Genomic DNA, 15,082 nt, shown 5'->3' with positions numbered 1-15,082 from the left:
CGCTAGTGGGTCATTTGGTATGAGTGTTGCCATTATTTTTGGCAATAGTTGTCCGCCGAAGAGGACGATGCGTACAGGCACCAGAACCACCAAGAGAGTGAAATCTTTGACGCGCTCTGTCTCGACGTTGCGCTCGTAATCCTGCCCAGACAAACGGCGTTGGTTGTTGGTTCCATCCAAAAGCAGTTGCTTCCAACCACTCAATAATTTGATAGGCTGTTTGCGGATGATGCCCCTCTAGAGCTCGGCGTTTGAGAATTCGTTGAATCGACTCAGCCATATTCAGCCAGCTACCGCCAAGAGGTGTGTAGAGCGGCATGATGCCATGAGCACACAGCCACAATACCAACTGGGGAGTTTTATGTCCGACCAAGTTATCCATCACTAGCAACATTCGCAGTGGCGGTAAGTCGTGTGGGAGTGTAAAGCGTACTTTCAACCCCTGCTGCCAACTTTTCCATAACCGTTGATTTTCTTCAGGCTTGAGTAATCGAGCTGGAGTTGGCAGTGATTGTACAACACTAGCTAATTCTTGCTTGAGCCATTCGTGCAACACAGCATTGGTACAACTGGTAACACCCTTAACTCGTACTTGCCCAGTAGCGGGATGGAATAGCGTTAACAGCTTGGCTGTGCCATTACGGATATATTCATGTTCTTGCCGTGTCGGTTTACCTACTGGCTGCCAATTGCTACCAGGGTAAGGAGCAGTGCCAAATGGTCCCGCCTCGTCTTCGCACCACACACTCAAGCCTAGCTTCTGTCCCTGAGTGTAAGCGCGTTCTATCAGTTTTTTTTTGCCACGGTATCTGGGTCAGTTACTACTACTAGCTTGCCTTTGCGTATGCGCTTCACCTGTCCAGTTTTTAACCAACTGCGGCTCTTTTGCCAGCTATAGCCCGCCTCTTTGAGTACCTGCCAAATTGTATAAGTACTGATTTGGGTTAAGCCATCAGGAGCCTGACGCAAAGCCCGTTGAAGTGTAGCTACTGACCAGGTTGCCGTGCCCTCTTTCTGCCGCTCTGGTTGACGCTGAAATTCGGACAGGATGCGTTGTTTTTCTGGTTCGCTGTATTGCACTACTGCCCCACCGCCATGTCGAGGCTGTAAGGCAGCTAAGCCTTCAACATTGAAGCGACTGACCCACTTGCTGACCGTATCACCACAGCGTAATCCTACTAACTGCGCTGCACTCGTGTAATCAGCCCCAAGAGCCACGGCTAGAATCGCTTTGGCCCGCATGACACTAGCAGATGATTGGGATTGAGAACGGCTCAGTTTTTTCAAGTCGGTTTGTTCTTCATCACTTAACGGTCGCAAAGGTGCTTTTTTTTGCCGTGTCATCACAACCTGAAAAACTATGTATCTTCACTTTAATTGACCATCCTTTTTATGGCAACACTCATACCAAATGACCCATATGTACCGACGCAAGGGTAGCGGCGGCAAACGCCCCGTGCTAAAGCTGGTCGTCAACAACTGTTTTCCCGAAAGTCCGAAACGTCCCTTGCTTCGCAAGCCGAAAAACGCCGATGTCCGCCCCCGCGAATACCTGCGCCCCGACGAGGTGGAGCGACTGATCGACGCTGCCAAATCCGTCGGCAGATACCAGGCGCGCGACAGCCTGCTGATTCTGCTGCTGTGGCGGCACGGGCTGCGGGTGTCCGAAGCCGTAGATCTGCGCTGGTCGAACATCGATTGGGACACCGCGCACCTGTACGTCAAGCGGCGCAAGAACGGACGGCATTCCAACCAACCGATTGACGGGCGGGAGCTGCGGCTGCTGCGCGCTCTGAAGCGCGCTTCCAAAGGGCAGCCCTGGATCTTCATGAGCGAACGGGGAACGCCGCTCAATGACGATACGGTGCGGAAAATCGTCAAGCGCGCCGGAGAAGTGGCGAAGTTCGACTTTCCGATCCATCCCCACATGCTGCGCCATGCCTGCGGCTACGCCCTTGCCGCCAAAGGCACGGACACCCGCACCATTCAAGATTATCTCGGACACCAGAACATCCAGCACACCGTACGCTATACCGAACTCGCCCCCGGTCGCTTTGATGGGTTATGGGACTAAGCCTCAAAACTCCTTCATGCTGTTGATTCAGCGCGCGGTTGGTGGCTGCCTGGAGTTGAGTAGGGATGTGTGCTGATTGCCTAGTCGCGTTCTTGGTGCGGTCGGGTGTTCATCGGCTTGGCAAGCTGGCTGTCTCTCTTCTCAGCGCAAGCCAAAAAACGGCTTCTAGCAAAACTAGACACTCCGTTTTTTGAAACCTCTGGTGTGGCGCTTGCCGTAACGGTCTCCGATTGTGCGTTACGCTTGCGCTATGATCGAGCTATGCGGTACGGGCAATGCGCGCTACCGGGCACCGCTACTGCTAAACGTTAGCTGTTCACAGAACCTCACCTTTTGACATTTTGGACTTAGCTCCTAGCTTCTTCCTTGTGCCACTAGTTGCCGTTTCCACCAAGGGCAAGCCAAGGAGAACTAATAATGCCAAAGTTTAAAAAAAGCAATCTGCCCAGAGAAAATCGGCTCCTCGCTGCTCTACCTGATGCCGAGTATCAACGTCTTGTTGCCGATTTGGAGTTCGTCGAACTTTCACTCAAGAAAGTTCTCCACAATTCGGGTGAACCAATCACACATGTCTATTTTCCTCATCACGCAATTGTTTCTTTAGTCTATACATTGGAAGACGGCTCGACAAGTGAAGTCGGTTTGGTAGGCAAAGAGGGCATGGTGGGTCTGCCCATAATTCTGGGTAGCGAGACCACGACTACAAACTCGATTGTGCAAGTGGCAGATGGTGCTATGAGGATGAAGGCGAGTCAGTTCAAAGCCGAGTTCGACCGGGGTGGTCCACTGCAAAGTCTGCTCTTGCGCTACACGCAAGGGTTGTTCACTCAGATTACACAAACGGCTGCCTGCAATAGCCATCATGCGATAGAGGAACGCTTTGCCCGCTGGCTGCTTATGGTCTCTGACAGGATGGAGTCAGATACGTTTTCGCTTACTCAGGAATTTATCGCTGAGATGCTAGGTGTGCGCCGTTCTGGCGTTACAGTAGCTGCTGGCACTCTTAGCCAAGCGGGAATGATTCGTTACAGCCGTGGTGAAATTAAGATACAGAATCGGGAGAGTTTAGAAGCAACCTCCTGCGAGTGTTATTCGGTTGTCAAGAACGAGTTTAACCGGTTACTGAGCATTGCATGCGGTTAAATTCCTTTAGAGCGCCTTTTTAGATTGGAACCTCTGTGCGATAGTAGACAGATGTTTGAGACTAGGCGAGTCTATACTTTTGGAATGCATTAGTTTTCTACAATCGTTCATGTTAAGGGCAATCAAAAGGTAGACATGATGGATGCGACACACATACATCGTGAATATAACGATGATAATACTGAGCAAAGAAATCTGGAATACTTTTGGGGTAGTAGTTGGAACAAACTCACTCTCAAGCAAAGACAGATGGTCGGTGAAATTCTTAATAGTAACAGGAAGAATAAGCTGTTGTTAGGTGAAGTGTGGAAAATGAGCTGAAGCTTGAAGATAGAAGTGAAGAGCTAAAGGTTCCTTTGCTCACTACTGAGAGAATGGAAAAAGCTTTGGTTGCTCAGGAGATTTCCATTAAAAATGAGCTGCAAAAGAAAAGCGAAGAGTTAAAAGCTTCTCTCCTTACTAGTGAGACACTTCACCTGAAAGACTTAATCGCCTCTGCTATTGAAAAAGCTTCAAGAAATGGAGAACAGCTAGAGATATTACGCGAGCAAATTATAACTTTGAAGGAAGAGCTGCGTAATGCAAGTCAAGAAATAGAGTCTTACCATCAGGAACTGGATGCTTGCCATAAGGAAATGGCTACATTGGCAAAGGAATTACAAAAATTAACGTGTGGTGAATGAGAAGAAGTATTCTCTTTCAATCTAAAAGTAGCAGCACTCAGAGTCCCTATCCTCCAAGAAGCTGTAGCACCAGTGCCGGGCTTTGGTTCGCCTGGGCAAGAATGGCAACTGCTCCTTGCTAGTAGACGGCGATGTCGGAGAGTAGGGAGAGTGCCCCTTGGGTGACGTTGAGGAGTCATAGGGGTATGACCGTTAGATGGGGATGTCTGTTCATAGGTTGGTGCAAGGGCTATTCTGCCAAAGCTTCAAAACTTCATTCCTTTAAAAACTCATTTACTCATTTAAATATTTAGCCAAATACTCATCAACTACCTGATAAGCTATTGGAAACCGCTATCCTGCTGGCGTTAACGTTCTGGGAAAATTGAATTTATAGAACGCATGGATAGAATGAACGGGAAAGGGAGGAAGGCGTATGGAAACGATTCGGCTGCGTTCTCGTAGCGGGGAAGATGGGATTCTGCATCTGGATCTTCCCGTGACGATGAAGGAAGTGGAATGGGACGTGACGGTAACGATCCAGCCCGTCGCTCCCCCTTCCCAGGGAAAAGGCTATCCTGCCGGATTTTTCGAGCAGACCTACGGAAGCTGCCAGGACGACCCGATTATTATCGATGACGAGGGTATCTACGAGGAACGGGATAACGGTCTGTGATCTATCTGCTCGATACCAATGTCTGCGTGCAGTATCTCAACGGACGCAGCGAGGCAATCCGAGAGCGGATACAGCAGACCGATGCCGACGACATCGCCATATGCTCCATCGTCAAGGCGGAGCTGTTCTACGGCGCGCAGCGCAGCCAGCATCCCGAACGCACCCTTGCCAGACAGCAGCAGTTTTTGCGCCTGTTTGTCTCCCTGCCTTTCGACGATGAAGCGGCGACGGTCTACGGCAGAATCCGCGCCGAGCTTGCCGCCCAGGGAACGCCCATCGGTTCTAACGACGTGCAGATCGCGGCAATCGCGCTTGCCCATGACCTCACCTTGGTGACGCACAACACGGGCGAATTCAGCCGCGTCTCAGGGTTGCGGCTTGAGGATTGGGAAATTGGCTGACTGGGGCAACAGCTCATCTGCTACTTACTCATATATAAGTAGGCGTTGCTAAAATTTTCCAACTACAGAACATCATTTACTCATTTGAGTATTTACTCAAATACTCACCAACTGCCTGAAGTACCATGTCTTTGACCGAGCGCTCCTCATCGGCGGCGCGTTTTTTCATCGTCTTGTGCAAGCTTGCCGGAATTTCCAGATTGAGACGCTTGGTTTCCTCCTGCGCGGCAGCTTCCAGCGCCTCCTGCTTCTGCACGTTATCCCGCCGCGATGTCTTAGCCTTGAGTACCATGTAACACCTCCAGAACTTCCGTTTTAATCGCGCCGATCTCTGCAACTGCCCCAGCGTCGGCAGCATCGAACACGGTTTTGCCTTCAGCGGCGGTGGTCGGATAGACGACCCGCTGGGTCGTGCGCGCAGCCAGCACGGGCAGCCCATAATCGTTCAAAGCTTGATAGATTTCTTCGCTGAGCTTGGTGCCTTTAATTGCGCGGCTAATTAGGAAGGCGGCTTTCGGCTTGCCGTCCCCCGCTTCCTGTCGAACCTTGATAATATCGACCAAATCGGCACAAGCCCAGATATCGTAGGGGCTGGGCTGTACCGGAATCATGACGATATCCGCTACCCTGACCGCTGCGGCGCTGAGCTTGGCAATCTGCGGCGCTCCGTCAATCACCACCCAGTCATAGCCTCCGGCTATGGCAGGTAAGTCCTTCGCCAGGGTCTCGCGGTCGAGACCGACCACTGGCAGCAAGTCTCCCCCGTTCGCCTAGCTCCAGTCGCGGCTGCTTCCCTGCGGGTCGGAATCCGCCAGCAGCACCCTAGCCCCCTCGCGCTTCAGGCAGTAGGCGAGGTTGGTGGCAATGGTTGTCTTCCCCGCCCCGCCTTTCTGGTTCAAGATGGCGATAACTCTTGTCATGAAGTCTTACTTATTTACTCAAATACTCATTAATTCAATCCTTTAAATGAGTATAAGATAACTGAGATCTTGCACCATTCTCAATAAAGGGTTGCCAAAAGAGCCAAAATCTGGAAGAAAGGGCGTAGGAATAATTTGAGTTGACGATTATGGAAACCATCGTCGAATACGCCCAAGGGCTAGTCTATAGCCTTCTTTGCTTAATGCCTAGCACATACCAGAAAGCCAGTCTAAACGCCCTGTTCGGGCTGTTTCTTGAAGCTCAAGGATATCCTTTACCCCAGCACACCCAGGTGAAATCCGCTTCTTCATTGAGTCGATTTTTGAATCACTACAATTGGTCTACTCGTAGCGTGATTCGCACGACTCGTCAAATGGTGTTGCAGCAAGTGACCGCTCATCCCCCTCATCCAAGCACTCCTTTGCGAGTGTTGATCGATCTAACGACATTCGAAAAGTGCGGCAAGTTTTTGCAGTTGAGTACGCCGACGAATGACCCCAAGGCACCTGACCCCTGGGTGAGAATACTTAACGGTAAGCGGGGATTACATTTAGTAGTATTGTACCTGGTGGTGGGTGAGTGGCGAGTGCCTTGGAGCTTTCGGGTCTGGCGGGGCAAAGGCTATCAAGCGCCCAGTACAATTAGCCTGCAAGTTGTTGGCAACGGTTCCAACCCAGTTGAGTCAGGGCAGGGTGGTCATTGTACAGGCAGATACGGAGTTTGGCACCGTAGAGTTTCTCAAAGCAGTGCGAAAGCAGTCGTGGCGAGCAGTCGTGGGGATGCGCTGCAATCGCAAAATGCAGGACGGTCGTCATCTAAAGCAACTGTATCGCCATGCCAACCGTGGACAACAGGTGTATTTAGCGGGAGACACACAGCCACTGACGGTGTCCTGGTTCTGGCTCAAACGAGCCGAAGGCAAGCGAGAACTGCGCTTTGTCGTTTCTACCCATCCTTACTCTGGCATTTATCTGGTGCGGCTAGGACGTAAGCGCTCTTGCATTGAGGGCTTTTTCAAAACGAGCAAACATCGTTTTGGGCTGCATCGCTTTGGGCAAACTACGAAACTTGGTGTCTATCGCTGGCTCATCAAGAGCGCTAATTGCCTATCTATTGGCGCATTGGATTGACCAATGGTCACTACCTCCTGTCCTGGATTGGAAAGCTGCCAGTGATTTGGCATTAACTGTACTGTTTCCCTCGGTTCTGTGGTTACAATTGCTGCGGTTCATCCGAGTCAATGCTGACATTGCTGCACAATTCGATTTTGAAATTATCCTCAAACCTTTACCCATTCTTGCTTATCGAGAATGCTGCAAGATCTGAGTTAACCCTTTTGCCGCTTTTTGCAAGAGGGCTAAGAAATAGTTTTGAGGTGCAATTTTGAGACGTAAAACCCGCCAAAATTTGCGTTGAAATTCTGACAGCCCTACAATTTTTGTAAAATTGATTGACTTTTGAAGAAAAACTAGTTAATTTAAAAAATTATTCTATGAAAAATAGATCAAAAAAATCTCTTCGATGGATCGCATTAATAACACTTTTTTTGCTTTTATTTCTAATTTTATTAGAGGATTCAGGAGTGGATACCTCATTAGTATCCACTCATTATAAATCTTCTTCAATTGATAATCGTATAAATTATAACTTAACGGATTTATTTTTTGATTTAACCATTTTGTCGTGGGGAGTTGGATTAGTTTATTTGGCAAAAAATCATGATTATAAAATGAAAATATATGGGTATGCTTTTATAATTATTAGTGCTTTTTCAGTTATTAGTGAATTAATAATTATTTAAAAAGCTCAATCGATGCCAAATAGCATACATGGTAATTGTTAAATGTTATAAGCTGACTAAAGTAAACCGCTTAATACTGGCGATGCGGAATTCCTTATCTTTTGAGCTGTATCTTTCAGTGAATCAAATAGTGGCTGGTCTATCAACTTTTGAGGGTAGTTGCCTTGAGCAGAATTTGGATCTTGCGCAATTGTAAATAAACGTATCTCTTCAATAGCCTCGCTATCTGCGCCAAGTTGCTGTAGCGTTTGGATTAAGTCACTAGGCAAACCATTCGATACAACGCTCGATTGGAAATTACGCGCATCATCCAAGCTTACTGTTATGGTTGGGAAACCGTCTCTTTGAAGGACGTTTACTAAGGTAGTCAGCCACGTCGGTTGTGCGTCTAAAAGATTAGCTAATTCTTGCATGTATTGATTTGCCGCTTCTAATTGATTTTTCTTCCAGGTAGCGTCATTTGCATTAATGGCTCCAGATGCACGATTGTAAGAAATATATGCTGCATCTGCAAACCCAATAACTTGAAACTGGTTTTTCATATAAGAATTGAAAGCATCAGCTGCTGCCTGCGTTAGTCCAGGTTGAGCTTGCAAATCGGGTAAATTAGGAAATACAGGTTGCTGAATAACGGTGTAATTAGGATCAGGTGGGTCAAGTGCGAGTCGATTCAATGCATGTGATGCACGCTTAGTCACTGCGCTGAAACCTACATAAAAAGTTGCACATGCTAGGGTAGCAGGAGTAGGAGGAACAGCCAATACAAGACAAATATACTTAGCAATCTTTCCGCCAAATGCTACTCTTCTAAGATCGGAAGATACTTTATGAAGTGCATCCTTCGTGTCTTGTGAAAATAGTTGACTATTAGGGGCAGGCTTATTTAAAACACAAACTCCATGTGTACCACCTGTATACCAGTAGCTGCCAAGACCTACTGCCCACGGACACTCGATACTGACGGTAGAAACTGCACCAAGTCGCATCGGTGGGTCAAAGAGACATTGATACCGAAGTACTTCATTGTCATAGCCGTATCCAGGCTCCATGCCGATCAGGGTGCGTTTGATGTCCGTTGATGCTCCAATCTTGTTGCACGCCGTCACTGCATTAGTGTCGATGTTGACACCGTTCCCATACCACTTGAACTCTGCTGGGTATGTAGGAGGATAGGGAGGATTTTTAAAATTGGGCGCAGTTCGCCCTAGCTCAGCCTGAAAAAATACTTGCTGAGCAATTAATGCTATGGCGCTTATAACAAGGACGACAAACCACCAGGCACGGCGACGCAGAAACACAAGTTATTAGTGGAGTACAACGTCTGCACCGTAGCATTTCATACATACTATTTTTGTAGCGGTTGCTACCGTTTTTCGCTGTTTGCAAGAAGGTCATCCCTCGCAGGTAATAATCTGTAAATGCTTGTCGTTTTGACTCTTGCCAATCATAGTTTTGCGTTTTGCAAGTCGGTACGCAACTCACTAAGCAGCCTGACGACATTCTCCCAGCGGGGGCTAGAGGCTTTACGGTTTCCTACCTCTTTCTCCCAGCGCCGTACGATGTCTGCAATGACGCTCAATTTCTCTTCAGCATGGCACAATCTGTTTTCTAACGCTTTCCGTTCATGCGTATCATCTGATTTTTTCTGTTCGTGCGCGCTATCAGAAATTTCCTGTTTATGCGTATTTTCTGATTTAGCCAGCGCCACCAGTTCTTCAATCCTGCCGCTGGCGTTGCCGCCAGCCTGCAACCAAGCAATGGTTTCTGGCTTTAGGGTGGTGTTGAGGCGTACCTTGCCTTGGTCGCGGTTGCGGGGGTTGAGGTTGGCAAGGGAATTGCGATGCATCCGACGTGACATGACTGTTCGGTTAATGCGTATTATTCGATATTAACATCGGATGGTTGATATGCGTATAAACCGATATTTCTGTTAATGCGTATTACGTGAAGATGATTAGTAAAACTGTCCGCTACAAGCGAAACCCTTTACATCAGCGCAAAATTTTTGTATATACTGAAAATGCGCTTTGAATGGGATGACAAGAAGGCACGCACAAACGCAACCAAGCACAAGGTCAGTTTCGAGGAAGCTGCAACCGTATGGACTGACCCGTTTGCCCTGATTGCGCCAGACCCTGACCATTTTCTGGAGGAAGAAAGGGAATGGATTATCGGTACATCGCATCAGCAGCGGGTGCTGGTTGTGGTCTACGCCGAAAAAAGGCAAGAGCATCCGTATCATCAGCGCCAGGAAAGCAACCCTAAACGAGCGCAGGCGTTATGAAGAAGAAAATTACTGAATTTCCTTTTGCGTCAGCACGGCGCATCACACCACAAAAAGTTGCTGCCGCCGAGAAAGCGGTTAAGGAACAGTTTGATATCGAGCCGCCGAAACGAGGAAGACCAGCCAAGGACGAGAGCGAACGCTACGAACCCGTCTCCATCCGGCTGCATCCCAAGGTAATCGAATGGGCAAAAGAGGAGGCAGCGGAACGCGGTGTAGGCTATCAAACAGTCATCAATGAAGCGTTGCTGAAAATGACGCTGCCGCACCAGGATGCTCTAAATTCATAACTACAAAAACTACTCATCCCATCTAAACAATTCCCCAGCCTGTCATGTACTAGGTATCTACCCGCACGCACCTTGGCTTTAGCGAAACCACCAGCGTTTTTTGCGCTGGTCGGTAAGCTGCCTTGTCTGATTTTCTACCAGCGACAGCAGCCGATTTTTTTCCTCGCGCTCGTGCTGGAGCTGCCGCTCAAAAAAACCAACTTTCTCTTCCAAAAACTGAATGCGCTGTTGCATGGCATCGGTGTCATGAGGTGTAGCAGCCTGTCCGATTTCAGACACCTTTTTCACTACACCTGCTGTTTTATCCACCCTCAACACTCCATACACTCGGTGTAGTTCCGCTGCATCAATCAGACAGTTTCCTACAGCGTCATATTCCGCAGAGAACTTACCATTTTTTAGATGTGCCTGTATCGTACTACGTGCCTTACCAGTCACCTTTGCTGCCTGAGAAATATTGAATTTGGACACCCTTCAGACACCTGTAGCAAAGTGTACGATTCATCCATTTCATACATGCATCGCCGCTACACCACAAACCGATATTTTGAAAACGGCAGGCTGGGAAATCGCCGAACAAATTAACCAATTTTCTGCTATCTTTACGCTAGTAAAGCGCACACTATACAAACCTATCGGTTTGTGGTGCGGCAGGCGTTCCCCCTGCACCCCCGAAAACCCGCATGGCGATCTACCACTGCAACGTTCAGATTATCACCCGCAGCAGCGGCAGAAGTGCCGTTGCCGCCGCCGCGTATCGCGCCAGAGAAAAACTGCACGACGACCGCACCGGACAGACCCATGACTACCGCAAAAGAGACGGGTTGTCACACGCTGAAATTCTCACGCCCGACCATGCCCCTGCCTGGATGAAAGACCGCCAAAAACTCTGGTCGGAAGTAGAGCAGCGAGAGACGCGCATCAACAGCCAGCTCGCCCGCGAATTTGTCGTCGCTCTGCCCAAGGAGCTATCGCGGGATGACAACATCAAATTGGCGCACGGCTTCGCCGAAAAAGAGTTCGTCAAGCGCGGCATGATTGCCGATGTCTGCCTGCACGACCTCGACAGCAATAACCCCCACGCCCACATCATGCTGACGATGCGGCAGGTAGACGCAAACGGTTTCAAGGATGAAAAGAAATCCGCTCGCGCCTGGAACAAAAAAGAGCTGCTTCAGGAGCAGCGTGCCGCCTGGTCGCACCACGTCAACCAGGCACTGGCAGAAGCCAGAATTCCGCAGCAGGTTGACCACCGGAGCTGGGAGGCGAAGGGCATTGAGCGCGTGCCAAAAATTCACCTGGGCTGGTATGCCAGCAACCAGGAGAAACGCGGCATTGCTACCGAGCTGGGGGAAGAGAATCGCCAGATCGATACCCTCAACGTGCTGCTGGAGGAAAGGCGCAAGCTGGAGCAGGAACAGGCAGCCCTGGAAGCGAAGATAAGAAGAAAGCAGCAATGGGAAGAATACCGCCGCGTCAGCCAGCAGGCTGCGGCACAGCAAGCCCCAGCGCAAGAGAGCCAAGCCGAAGAAGAAAAGCAACGTCTCAAGCAGTTGCTCGACCAGCAGCGCGACCGGGAACGAGGTAAGCCCCGTGCCGACGGTCAACAACCCGACCAGGCACAGGGCGCAACCCCAGACCAACAACTCGCCAAGCTGAAAGAATCCCTTGCGGCGTTGGATGCCGAGCGGGAGAAGGGGCGGCTTGCTGCTAAATGGGAAGCGCAGCCGCCCCTATCACCCGCCCCACACGAGTACCCGAATCAGGAAAGAAAGCCAGAACGAATCGCACTTGCACGTATCTCGGCTTCCCCCGTTCTAAAGGAAGGGGCGGCGTGTCACAAAACAGATATCCAGCTACCAAAAACCCTATGAATCTCACCAGACAGCAGCAGAAAATCCTTGAAGCCGGAGCGGAGATATTCGCCGATCGCCCCACCTCCGAGGAAACGGCATGGATGGCGCGGCAGCTCGTCCAGGCAACCTTGCCTCATAGCGACCCTGGCGACGTTCCGGCATGGAGCAGGACAAATGGTAATCTAACTTTAACTGTGAGACCTGGCTGGGATCATAAGAAGCAAAAATCCATAGGTTATCCCTACGGCAGCATTCCACGTCTACTGCTGTTCTGGCTTACGACGGAAGCAATTAAAACTCAAAGCCGTCGTTTAGAGTTGGGGAAAAGTTTAACTGACTTCATGCACGAAATAGCACTTAATCCAGATAACGGCGGGACAGGTGCAAAACGTAGTGATGCTAGACGTTTAAAAGAGCAAATGGAAAAGCTTTTTAGAGCAACTATCAGCTTTGATTACTCTATAGAGAAATCTAATGGCTGGCTTGATATGCAAATAGCACCAGAAGGATTTTTATGGTGGGATGAGAAGAATCCAGGTCAAGATTGCTTATTTGATAGCTGGATCGAGCTAGGAGAGAAATTTTATCAGGCAATTGTTGCTGCTCCTGTGCCAATTGATTTAAGAGCGCTTCAAGCTTTAAAAAAATCTCCTTTAGCTCTAGATCTTTATTCTTGGGCAACCTATACTGTGTTTTGTATTAATAAAGAAGGCAGAGACCGCTCTGTTTCTTGGAAACTGCTTCATGAGCAATTTGGCGCGGATTACAATGAAATTCGTAATTTTCAAACAAAAGCAAAAGCAGCATTCAAAAAAATAAAAGTTGTTTATCAGGATTTGTGTATAGAGTTTGTTAAGGGTGGGATAAAAATCTTACCAAGCACAACCGCTGTATTGCCGAAATCATTATCAAAAACAAAACGAGCGCTGCCAGAAATAAAAGCTAAAACCTTGCCATTGCAAGGAAGCTTGCTGGATGAACAACACAACGATGATCTCATCAGCGCCAAAATTTACGAGAAAGCTAGGCAGCTTGTATCGGATGCTGGCACAGGCTGGGATATCCGCGAAGTAGAACGTCAGTTTTGTGCCTACATGAAGGGGAAGGGCAGACCTGCCAGCCTCGACAGGGCTTTTCTGGGCTTTGTCAGAAAAAAAATCCAGAAGCGTCCGTAATGCTACCTTACCTTTGACTCTGTGGAAAAGGCTGGGGTTTAACAAAGTTTTCAGTGATGAAACGGTAGAATTTTTTTTCCTATATTTTTCAACAGTTACAGAACTTTCGGTGATGAAACGGTAGAAAAAAAGGTGATGAAACGGTAGAGCTACATATATATACACCTGTATAAGTGACACCTGTAGTAGGCGTGAGGTGTCTGTGGAAAACTCACTCCGCCAGTGTCAACAGGCGCAAACCACACACCCCCCCCCTCTCTGAGGAGGCGATAAAGGCGCTTCGCGCAAACCGGAAGTTTATCTGTTGGTGGCATGATTGGATCTCAAGCCAGTCGGTGAGCAGGAGGAACTGGGGTTTGGACAAAACTTTCCTGGCGGCGCGGCGGCAGCTTCAAGGCATGAGCTGCGACGGCTACGAGGTTGGCATCAGGGATGCGGCGCAGGGCAAAATCATGCATCGCCAATGGGACGGCGGGCAGGTGTTGCAGTCCCTCGGTTTCCTCAAGAGCATGAACGCCAGGGGCAACGACATCTACATCCGCCCCAGCCGGAGCGAAGGGCTGTTGCTGGTGGATGATGTGGGGCTGGGGACGTTGCAGCGGATGGACGAGGAAGGCTGCAACCCCGCCGCTATCATCCAGACCAGCCCCCAGAACTACCAGGCGTGGGTGAGGGTGCAGCGCGGCGACCTCGACCCAGATCTAGCGACGCAGGCAGCGAAGCTTTTGGCGGAGCGGTACGGGGGTGATACAAATTCAGCTGACTGGCGGCACTATGGGCGATTGGCGGGATTCACCAACCGCAAGCCGGAATACCGCTGCCCCTACGTCCTAGCGGAGCGATGTAACGGCAAGGATGCACCCCAGGCAACAGACATCCTTGCAGAAGCCTCTAGGAGGCTCGCAGAGCGACGAAGCCACCACCGAGCTACATCCCTACCATCTTCCCCTATAGACCAGCTTTCACGCCCCTTAAAACGCGATATAGACCCGATCAAATACGCTATGGCGCAGTATCTTAACCTCGCGCAGCAGTATGGGGCGGATTTCGATGAGAGCCGAGCCGACTACATGGTGGCATCCGACTTGCTGCAAATGGGGCTAGATGCCAGCCAAATCAGGGCAACCCTTGAACAGACTAGTCCCCGCTTAGCGCAGCGTAAGAATGGTCATCTCGATGACTACCTGCAACGAACCATTACAGCCGTGTTCCAGCGTTTCGGGCAGTCACAAGAGCGTTGAAATTATCCGGCACAGCCGTTGCACGCCAGATGGAACGAAGCGGTACGAACCAGCCGTGACGTTTCGTGTCGCCAACATCTGCGACACCATTGTTATTCAGATCGAGAAAAATACTTGCATTTATAGAGGGCGGTTCGTTCGCGCTTTGAATGCCGTCGTTGTTGAGATCGCTCCAGGTAAAACCTTGAATGCTAGAGGTTGGAGCCTGTTGTGCGGGAGCTTTCCGTGCAGAACCAATAATTAAAAATATTGCCGTCACAATCGTCAGAATTACATAGCCAATCTTCTTCATTACGGAGCTGAGCCGAAACGCGACAACCACAAAATATCATCCGAGAGGAGCGCGATTTTCACTTGGAGTAATTTTCGACGTGATTCTTTGCAAACTCGACTCCGGTTGCCATTTCTTATCTTTAAACGTCCTTGACTGCCGCTCGGATTCAAAAGCGGTTTGGCTCCGGCTGGGGATATCTTCGTGCCGACGAACTCTGCGCCACATCTAGCATTGCAGGGACAACAGCGTGTAAACTGGCGGTTAAAAGTTTATTTAATTGCAAG

General features: G+C 49.4%; 22 protein-coding genes and 1 pseudogene. 15 read left to right on the top strand and 8 right to left on the bottom strand.

Annotated elements, in window-relative coordinates:
- Positions 1-10: 10 nt before the first annotated feature.
- Both N4J56_RS39790 and N4J56_RS39785 read right to left on the bottom strand, forming a co-directional pair.
- Positions 11-745, bottom strand: a complete 735-nt coding sequence (locus N4J56_RS39790) for a transposase (RefSeq protein WP_317105834.1) — start codon at positions 743-745, stop codon at positions 11-13.
- Between the two features lie 41 nt (positions 746-786).
- Positions 787-1,344, bottom strand: a complete 558-nt coding sequence (locus tag N4J56_RS39785; protein ID WP_317105833.1) for a helix-turn-helix domain-containing protein — start codon at positions 1,342-1,344, stop codon at positions 787-789.
- 67 nt (positions 1,345-1,411) lie between these two features.
- Between N4J56_RS39785 and N4J56_RS39780 the strand changes: the two genes are divergently transcribed.
- The 5 genes from N4J56_RS39780 to vapC all read left to right on the top strand — a co-directional run bounded on the left by N4J56_RS39780 (position 1,412) and on the right by vapC (position 4,956).
- The gene (locus N4J56_RS39780) at positions 1,412-2,074 is read left to right on the top strand and encodes a tyrosine-type recombinase/integrase (protein WP_317112533.1); all 663 of its coding nucleotides are present in this window, start codon (positions 1,412-1,414) and stop codon (positions 2,072-2,074) included.
- Positions 2,075-2,491: 417 nt separating this feature from the next.
- Complete coding sequence (locus tag N4J56_RS39775) at positions 2,492-3,217, top strand: Crp/Fnr family transcriptional regulator (RefSeq protein ID WP_317112532.1); 726 nt, start codon at positions 2,492-2,494, stop codon at positions 3,215-3,217.
- A 305-nt stretch (positions 3,218-3,522) separates the two neighbouring features.
- A complete protein-coding gene (locus N4J56_RS39770) occupies positions 3,523-3,900 on the top strand; it encodes a hypothetical protein (RefSeq protein WP_317112531.1) in 378 nt (125 codons plus the stop codon).
- A 415-nt stretch (positions 3,901-4,315) separates the two neighbouring features.
- Positions 4,316-4,555: a hypothetical protein gene (locus tag N4J56_RS39765; protein ID WP_317112530.1), complete on the top strand. Its 240-nt coding sequence runs from the start codon at positions 4,316-4,318 to the stop codon at positions 4,553-4,555.
- On the top strand, positions 4,552-4,956 hold the full coding sequence (gene vapC / locus N4J56_RS39760) for a type II toxin-antitoxin system tRNA(fMet)-specific endonuclease VapC (protein WP_317112529.1): 405 nt from the start codon (positions 4,552-4,554) through the stop codon (positions 4,954-4,956). The genes N4J56_RS39765 and vapC overlap by 4 nt, the downstream gene beginning before the upstream one ends.
- A gap of 76 nt (positions 4,957-5,032) precedes the next feature.
- Here vapC and N4J56_RS39755 read toward each other — a convergent pair whose 3' ends face one another.
- Both N4J56_RS39755 and parA read right to left on the bottom strand, forming a co-directional pair.
- Positions 5,033-5,248: a hypothetical protein gene (locus N4J56_RS39755; protein ID WP_317112528.1), complete on the bottom strand. Its 216-nt coding sequence runs from the start codon at positions 5,246-5,248 to the stop codon at positions 5,033-5,035.
- Positions 5,232-5,876, bottom strand: a pseudogene (gene parA / locus N4J56_RS39750) (ParA family partition ATPase). Before parA ends, N4J56_RS39755 begins: the two are co-directional and overlap by 17 nt.
- 657 nt (positions 5,877-6,533) lie before the next feature.
- On the opposite strand from parA, the gene N4J56_RS39740 reads away from it, so the two are divergent.
- The 3 genes from N4J56_RS39740 (at position 6,534) to N4J56_RS39730 (ending at position 7,678) form a co-directional block, all read left to right on the top strand.
- Positions 6,534-7,007, top strand: coding sequence for a transposase (locus N4J56_RS39740; protein ID WP_317106468.1), 474 nt, complete (start codon positions 6,534-6,536; stop codon positions 7,005-7,007).
- A 46-nt stretch (positions 7,008-7,053) separates the two neighbouring features.
- Complete coding sequence (locus N4J56_RS39735) at positions 7,054-7,203, top strand: hypothetical protein (RefSeq protein ID WP_317106469.1); 150 nt, start codon at positions 7,054-7,056, stop codon at positions 7,201-7,203.
- Positions 7,204-7,327: 124 nt separating this feature from the next.
- Positions 7,328-7,678, top strand: a complete 351-nt coding sequence (locus N4J56_RS39730) for a hypothetical protein (RefSeq protein WP_317112526.1) — start codon at positions 7,328-7,330, stop codon at positions 7,676-7,678.
- A 56-nt stretch (positions 7,679-7,734) separates the two neighbouring features.
- On the opposite strand, the gene N4J56_RS39725 is transcribed toward N4J56_RS39730, so the two are convergent.
- The gene (locus N4J56_RS39725; protein ID WP_317112524.1) at positions 7,735-8,976 is read right to left on the bottom strand and encodes a hypothetical protein; all 1,242 of its coding nucleotides are present in this window, start codon (positions 8,974-8,976) and stop codon (positions 7,735-7,737) included.
- 146 nt (positions 8,977-9,122) lie between these two features.
- Positions 9,123-9,536 (bottom strand): hypothetical protein, encoded by a 414-nt coding sequence (locus N4J56_RS39720; RefSeq protein ID WP_317112522.1) that lies wholly within the window; start codon positions 9,534-9,536, stop codon positions 9,123-9,125.
- Positions 9,537-9,698: 162 nt separating this feature from the next.
- Here N4J56_RS39720 and N4J56_RS39715 point away from each other — a divergent pair, with 162 nt between their 5' ends.
- Both N4J56_RS39715 and N4J56_RS39710 read left to right on the top strand, forming a co-directional pair.
- On the top strand, positions 9,699-9,962 hold the full coding sequence (locus N4J56_RS39715) for a BrnT family toxin (RefSeq protein WP_317112520.1): 264 nt from the start codon (positions 9,699-9,701) through the stop codon (positions 9,960-9,962).
- Positions 9,959-10,252, top strand: coding sequence for a BrnA antitoxin family protein (locus tag N4J56_RS39710; protein ID WP_317112518.1), 294 nt, complete (start codon positions 9,959-9,961; stop codon positions 10,250-10,252). The genes N4J56_RS39715 and N4J56_RS39710 overlap by 4 nt, the downstream gene beginning before the upstream one ends.
- A gap of 78 nt (positions 10,253-10,330) precedes the next feature.
- Here N4J56_RS39710 and N4J56_RS39705 read toward each other — a convergent pair whose 3' ends face one another.
- Positions 10,331-10,723 (bottom strand): hypothetical protein, encoded by a 393-nt coding sequence (locus N4J56_RS39705; protein WP_317112516.1) that lies wholly within the window; start codon positions 10,721-10,723, stop codon positions 10,331-10,333.
- Here N4J56_RS39705 and N4J56_RS39700 point away from each other — a divergent pair.
- The 5 genes from N4J56_RS39700 to N4J56_RS39680 all read left to right on the top strand — a co-directional run bounded on the left by N4J56_RS39700 (position 10,710) and on the right by N4J56_RS39680 (position 14,524).
- On the top strand, positions 10,710-11,057 hold the full coding sequence (locus N4J56_RS39700; protein ID WP_317112515.1) for a hypothetical protein: 348 nt from the start codon (positions 10,710-10,712) through the stop codon (positions 11,055-11,057). The genes N4J56_RS39705 and N4J56_RS39700 overlap by 14 nt on opposite strands.
- Positions 10,942-12,126 (top strand): MobQ family relaxase, encoded by a 1,185-nt coding sequence (mobQ, locus tag N4J56_RS39695; RefSeq protein ID WP_317112536.1) that lies wholly within the window; start codon positions 10,942-10,944, stop codon positions 12,124-12,126. The genes N4J56_RS39700 and mobQ overlap by 116 nt, the downstream gene beginning before the upstream one ends.
- Positions 12,123-13,283, top strand: a complete 1,161-nt coding sequence (locus tag N4J56_RS39690; RefSeq protein WP_317112514.1) for a replication protein RepA — start codon at positions 12,123-12,125, stop codon at positions 13,281-13,283. Before mobQ ends, N4J56_RS39690 begins: the two co-directional genes overlap by 4 nt.
- A 316-nt stretch (positions 13,284-13,599) precedes the next feature.
- The gene (locus tag N4J56_RS39685; protein WP_317112540.1) at positions 13,600-13,860 is read left to right on the top strand and encodes a hypothetical protein; all 261 of its coding nucleotides are present in this window, start codon (positions 13,600-13,602) and stop codon (positions 13,858-13,860) included.
- Positions 13,793-14,524 carry a DNA-primase RepB domain-containing protein gene (locus tag N4J56_RS39680; RefSeq protein WP_410500859.1) on the top strand — a complete coding sequence of 244 codons (732 nt, stop codon included), beginning with the start codon at positions 13,793-13,795 and terminating at the stop codon, positions 14,522-14,524. The genes N4J56_RS39685 and N4J56_RS39680 overlap by 68 nt, the downstream gene beginning before the upstream one ends.
- Here the strand turns inward: N4J56_RS39680 and N4J56_RS39675 are convergent.
- The gene (locus N4J56_RS39675; RefSeq protein WP_317112512.1) at positions 14,481-14,816 is read right to left on the bottom strand and encodes a hypothetical protein; all 336 of its coding nucleotides are present in this window, start codon (positions 14,814-14,816) and stop codon (positions 14,481-14,483) included. The genes N4J56_RS39680 and N4J56_RS39675 overlap by 44 nt on opposite strands.
- Positions 14,817-15,082 lie beyond the last annotated feature (266 nt).

The organism is Chroococcidiopsis sp. SAG 2025, from assembly GCF_032860985.1.
In the GTDB taxonomy this organism is placed as follows: domain Bacteria; phylum Cyanobacteriota; class Cyanobacteriia; order Cyanobacteriales; family Chroococcidiopsidaceae; genus Chroococcidiopsis.
Note: the sequence above shows the minus strand (reverse complement) of the source record. Positions and strands in the feature narration are given on the sequence as shown.

Bases quoted from the DNA above. Each gene is read 5' to 3' on its own strand.
- N4J56_RS39720 (WP_317112522.1), bottom strand. From the start codon at position 9,536: ATGTCACGTCGGATGCATCGCAATTCCCTTGCCAACCTCAACCCCCGC.
- N4J56_RS39680 (WP_410500859.1), top strand. From the start codon at position 13,793: ATGAACGCCAGGGGCAACGACATCTACATCCGCCCCAGCCGGAGCGAA.
- N4J56_RS39785 (WP_317105833.1), bottom strand. From the start codon at position 1,344: ATGACACGGCAAAAAAAAGCACCTTTGCGACCGTTAAGTGATGAAGAA.
- N4J56_RS39775 (WP_317112532.1), top strand. From the start codon at position 2,492: ATGCCAAAGTTTAAAAAAAGCAATCTGCCCAGAGAAAATCGGCTCCTC.
- N4J56_RS39715 (WP_317112520.1), top strand. From the start codon at position 9,699: ATGCGCTTTGAATGGGATGACAAGAAGGCACGCACAAACGCAACCAAG.
- N4J56_RS39675 (WP_317112512.1), bottom strand. From the start codon at position 14,816: ATGAAGAAGATTGGCTATGTAATTCTGACGATTGTGACGGCAATATTT.
- N4J56_RS39765 (WP_317112530.1), top strand. From the start codon at position 4,316: ATGGAAACGATTCGGCTGCGTTCTCGTAGCGGGGAAGATGGGATTCTG.
- N4J56_RS39710 (WP_317112518.1), top strand. From the start codon at position 9,959: ATGAAGAAGAAAATTACTGAATTTCCTTTTGCGTCAGCACGGCGCATC.
- N4J56_RS39755 (WP_317112528.1), bottom strand. From the start codon at position 5,248: ATGGTACTCAAGGCTAAGACATCGCGGCGGGATAACGTGCAGAAGCAG.
- N4J56_RS39690 (WP_317112514.1), top strand. From the start codon at position 12,123: ATGAATCTCACCAGACAGCAGCAGAAAATCCTTGAAGCCGGAGCGGAG.
- N4J56_RS39780 (WP_317112533.1), top strand. From the start codon at position 1,412: ATGACCCATATGTACCGACGCAAGGGTAGCGGCGGCAAACGCCCCGTG.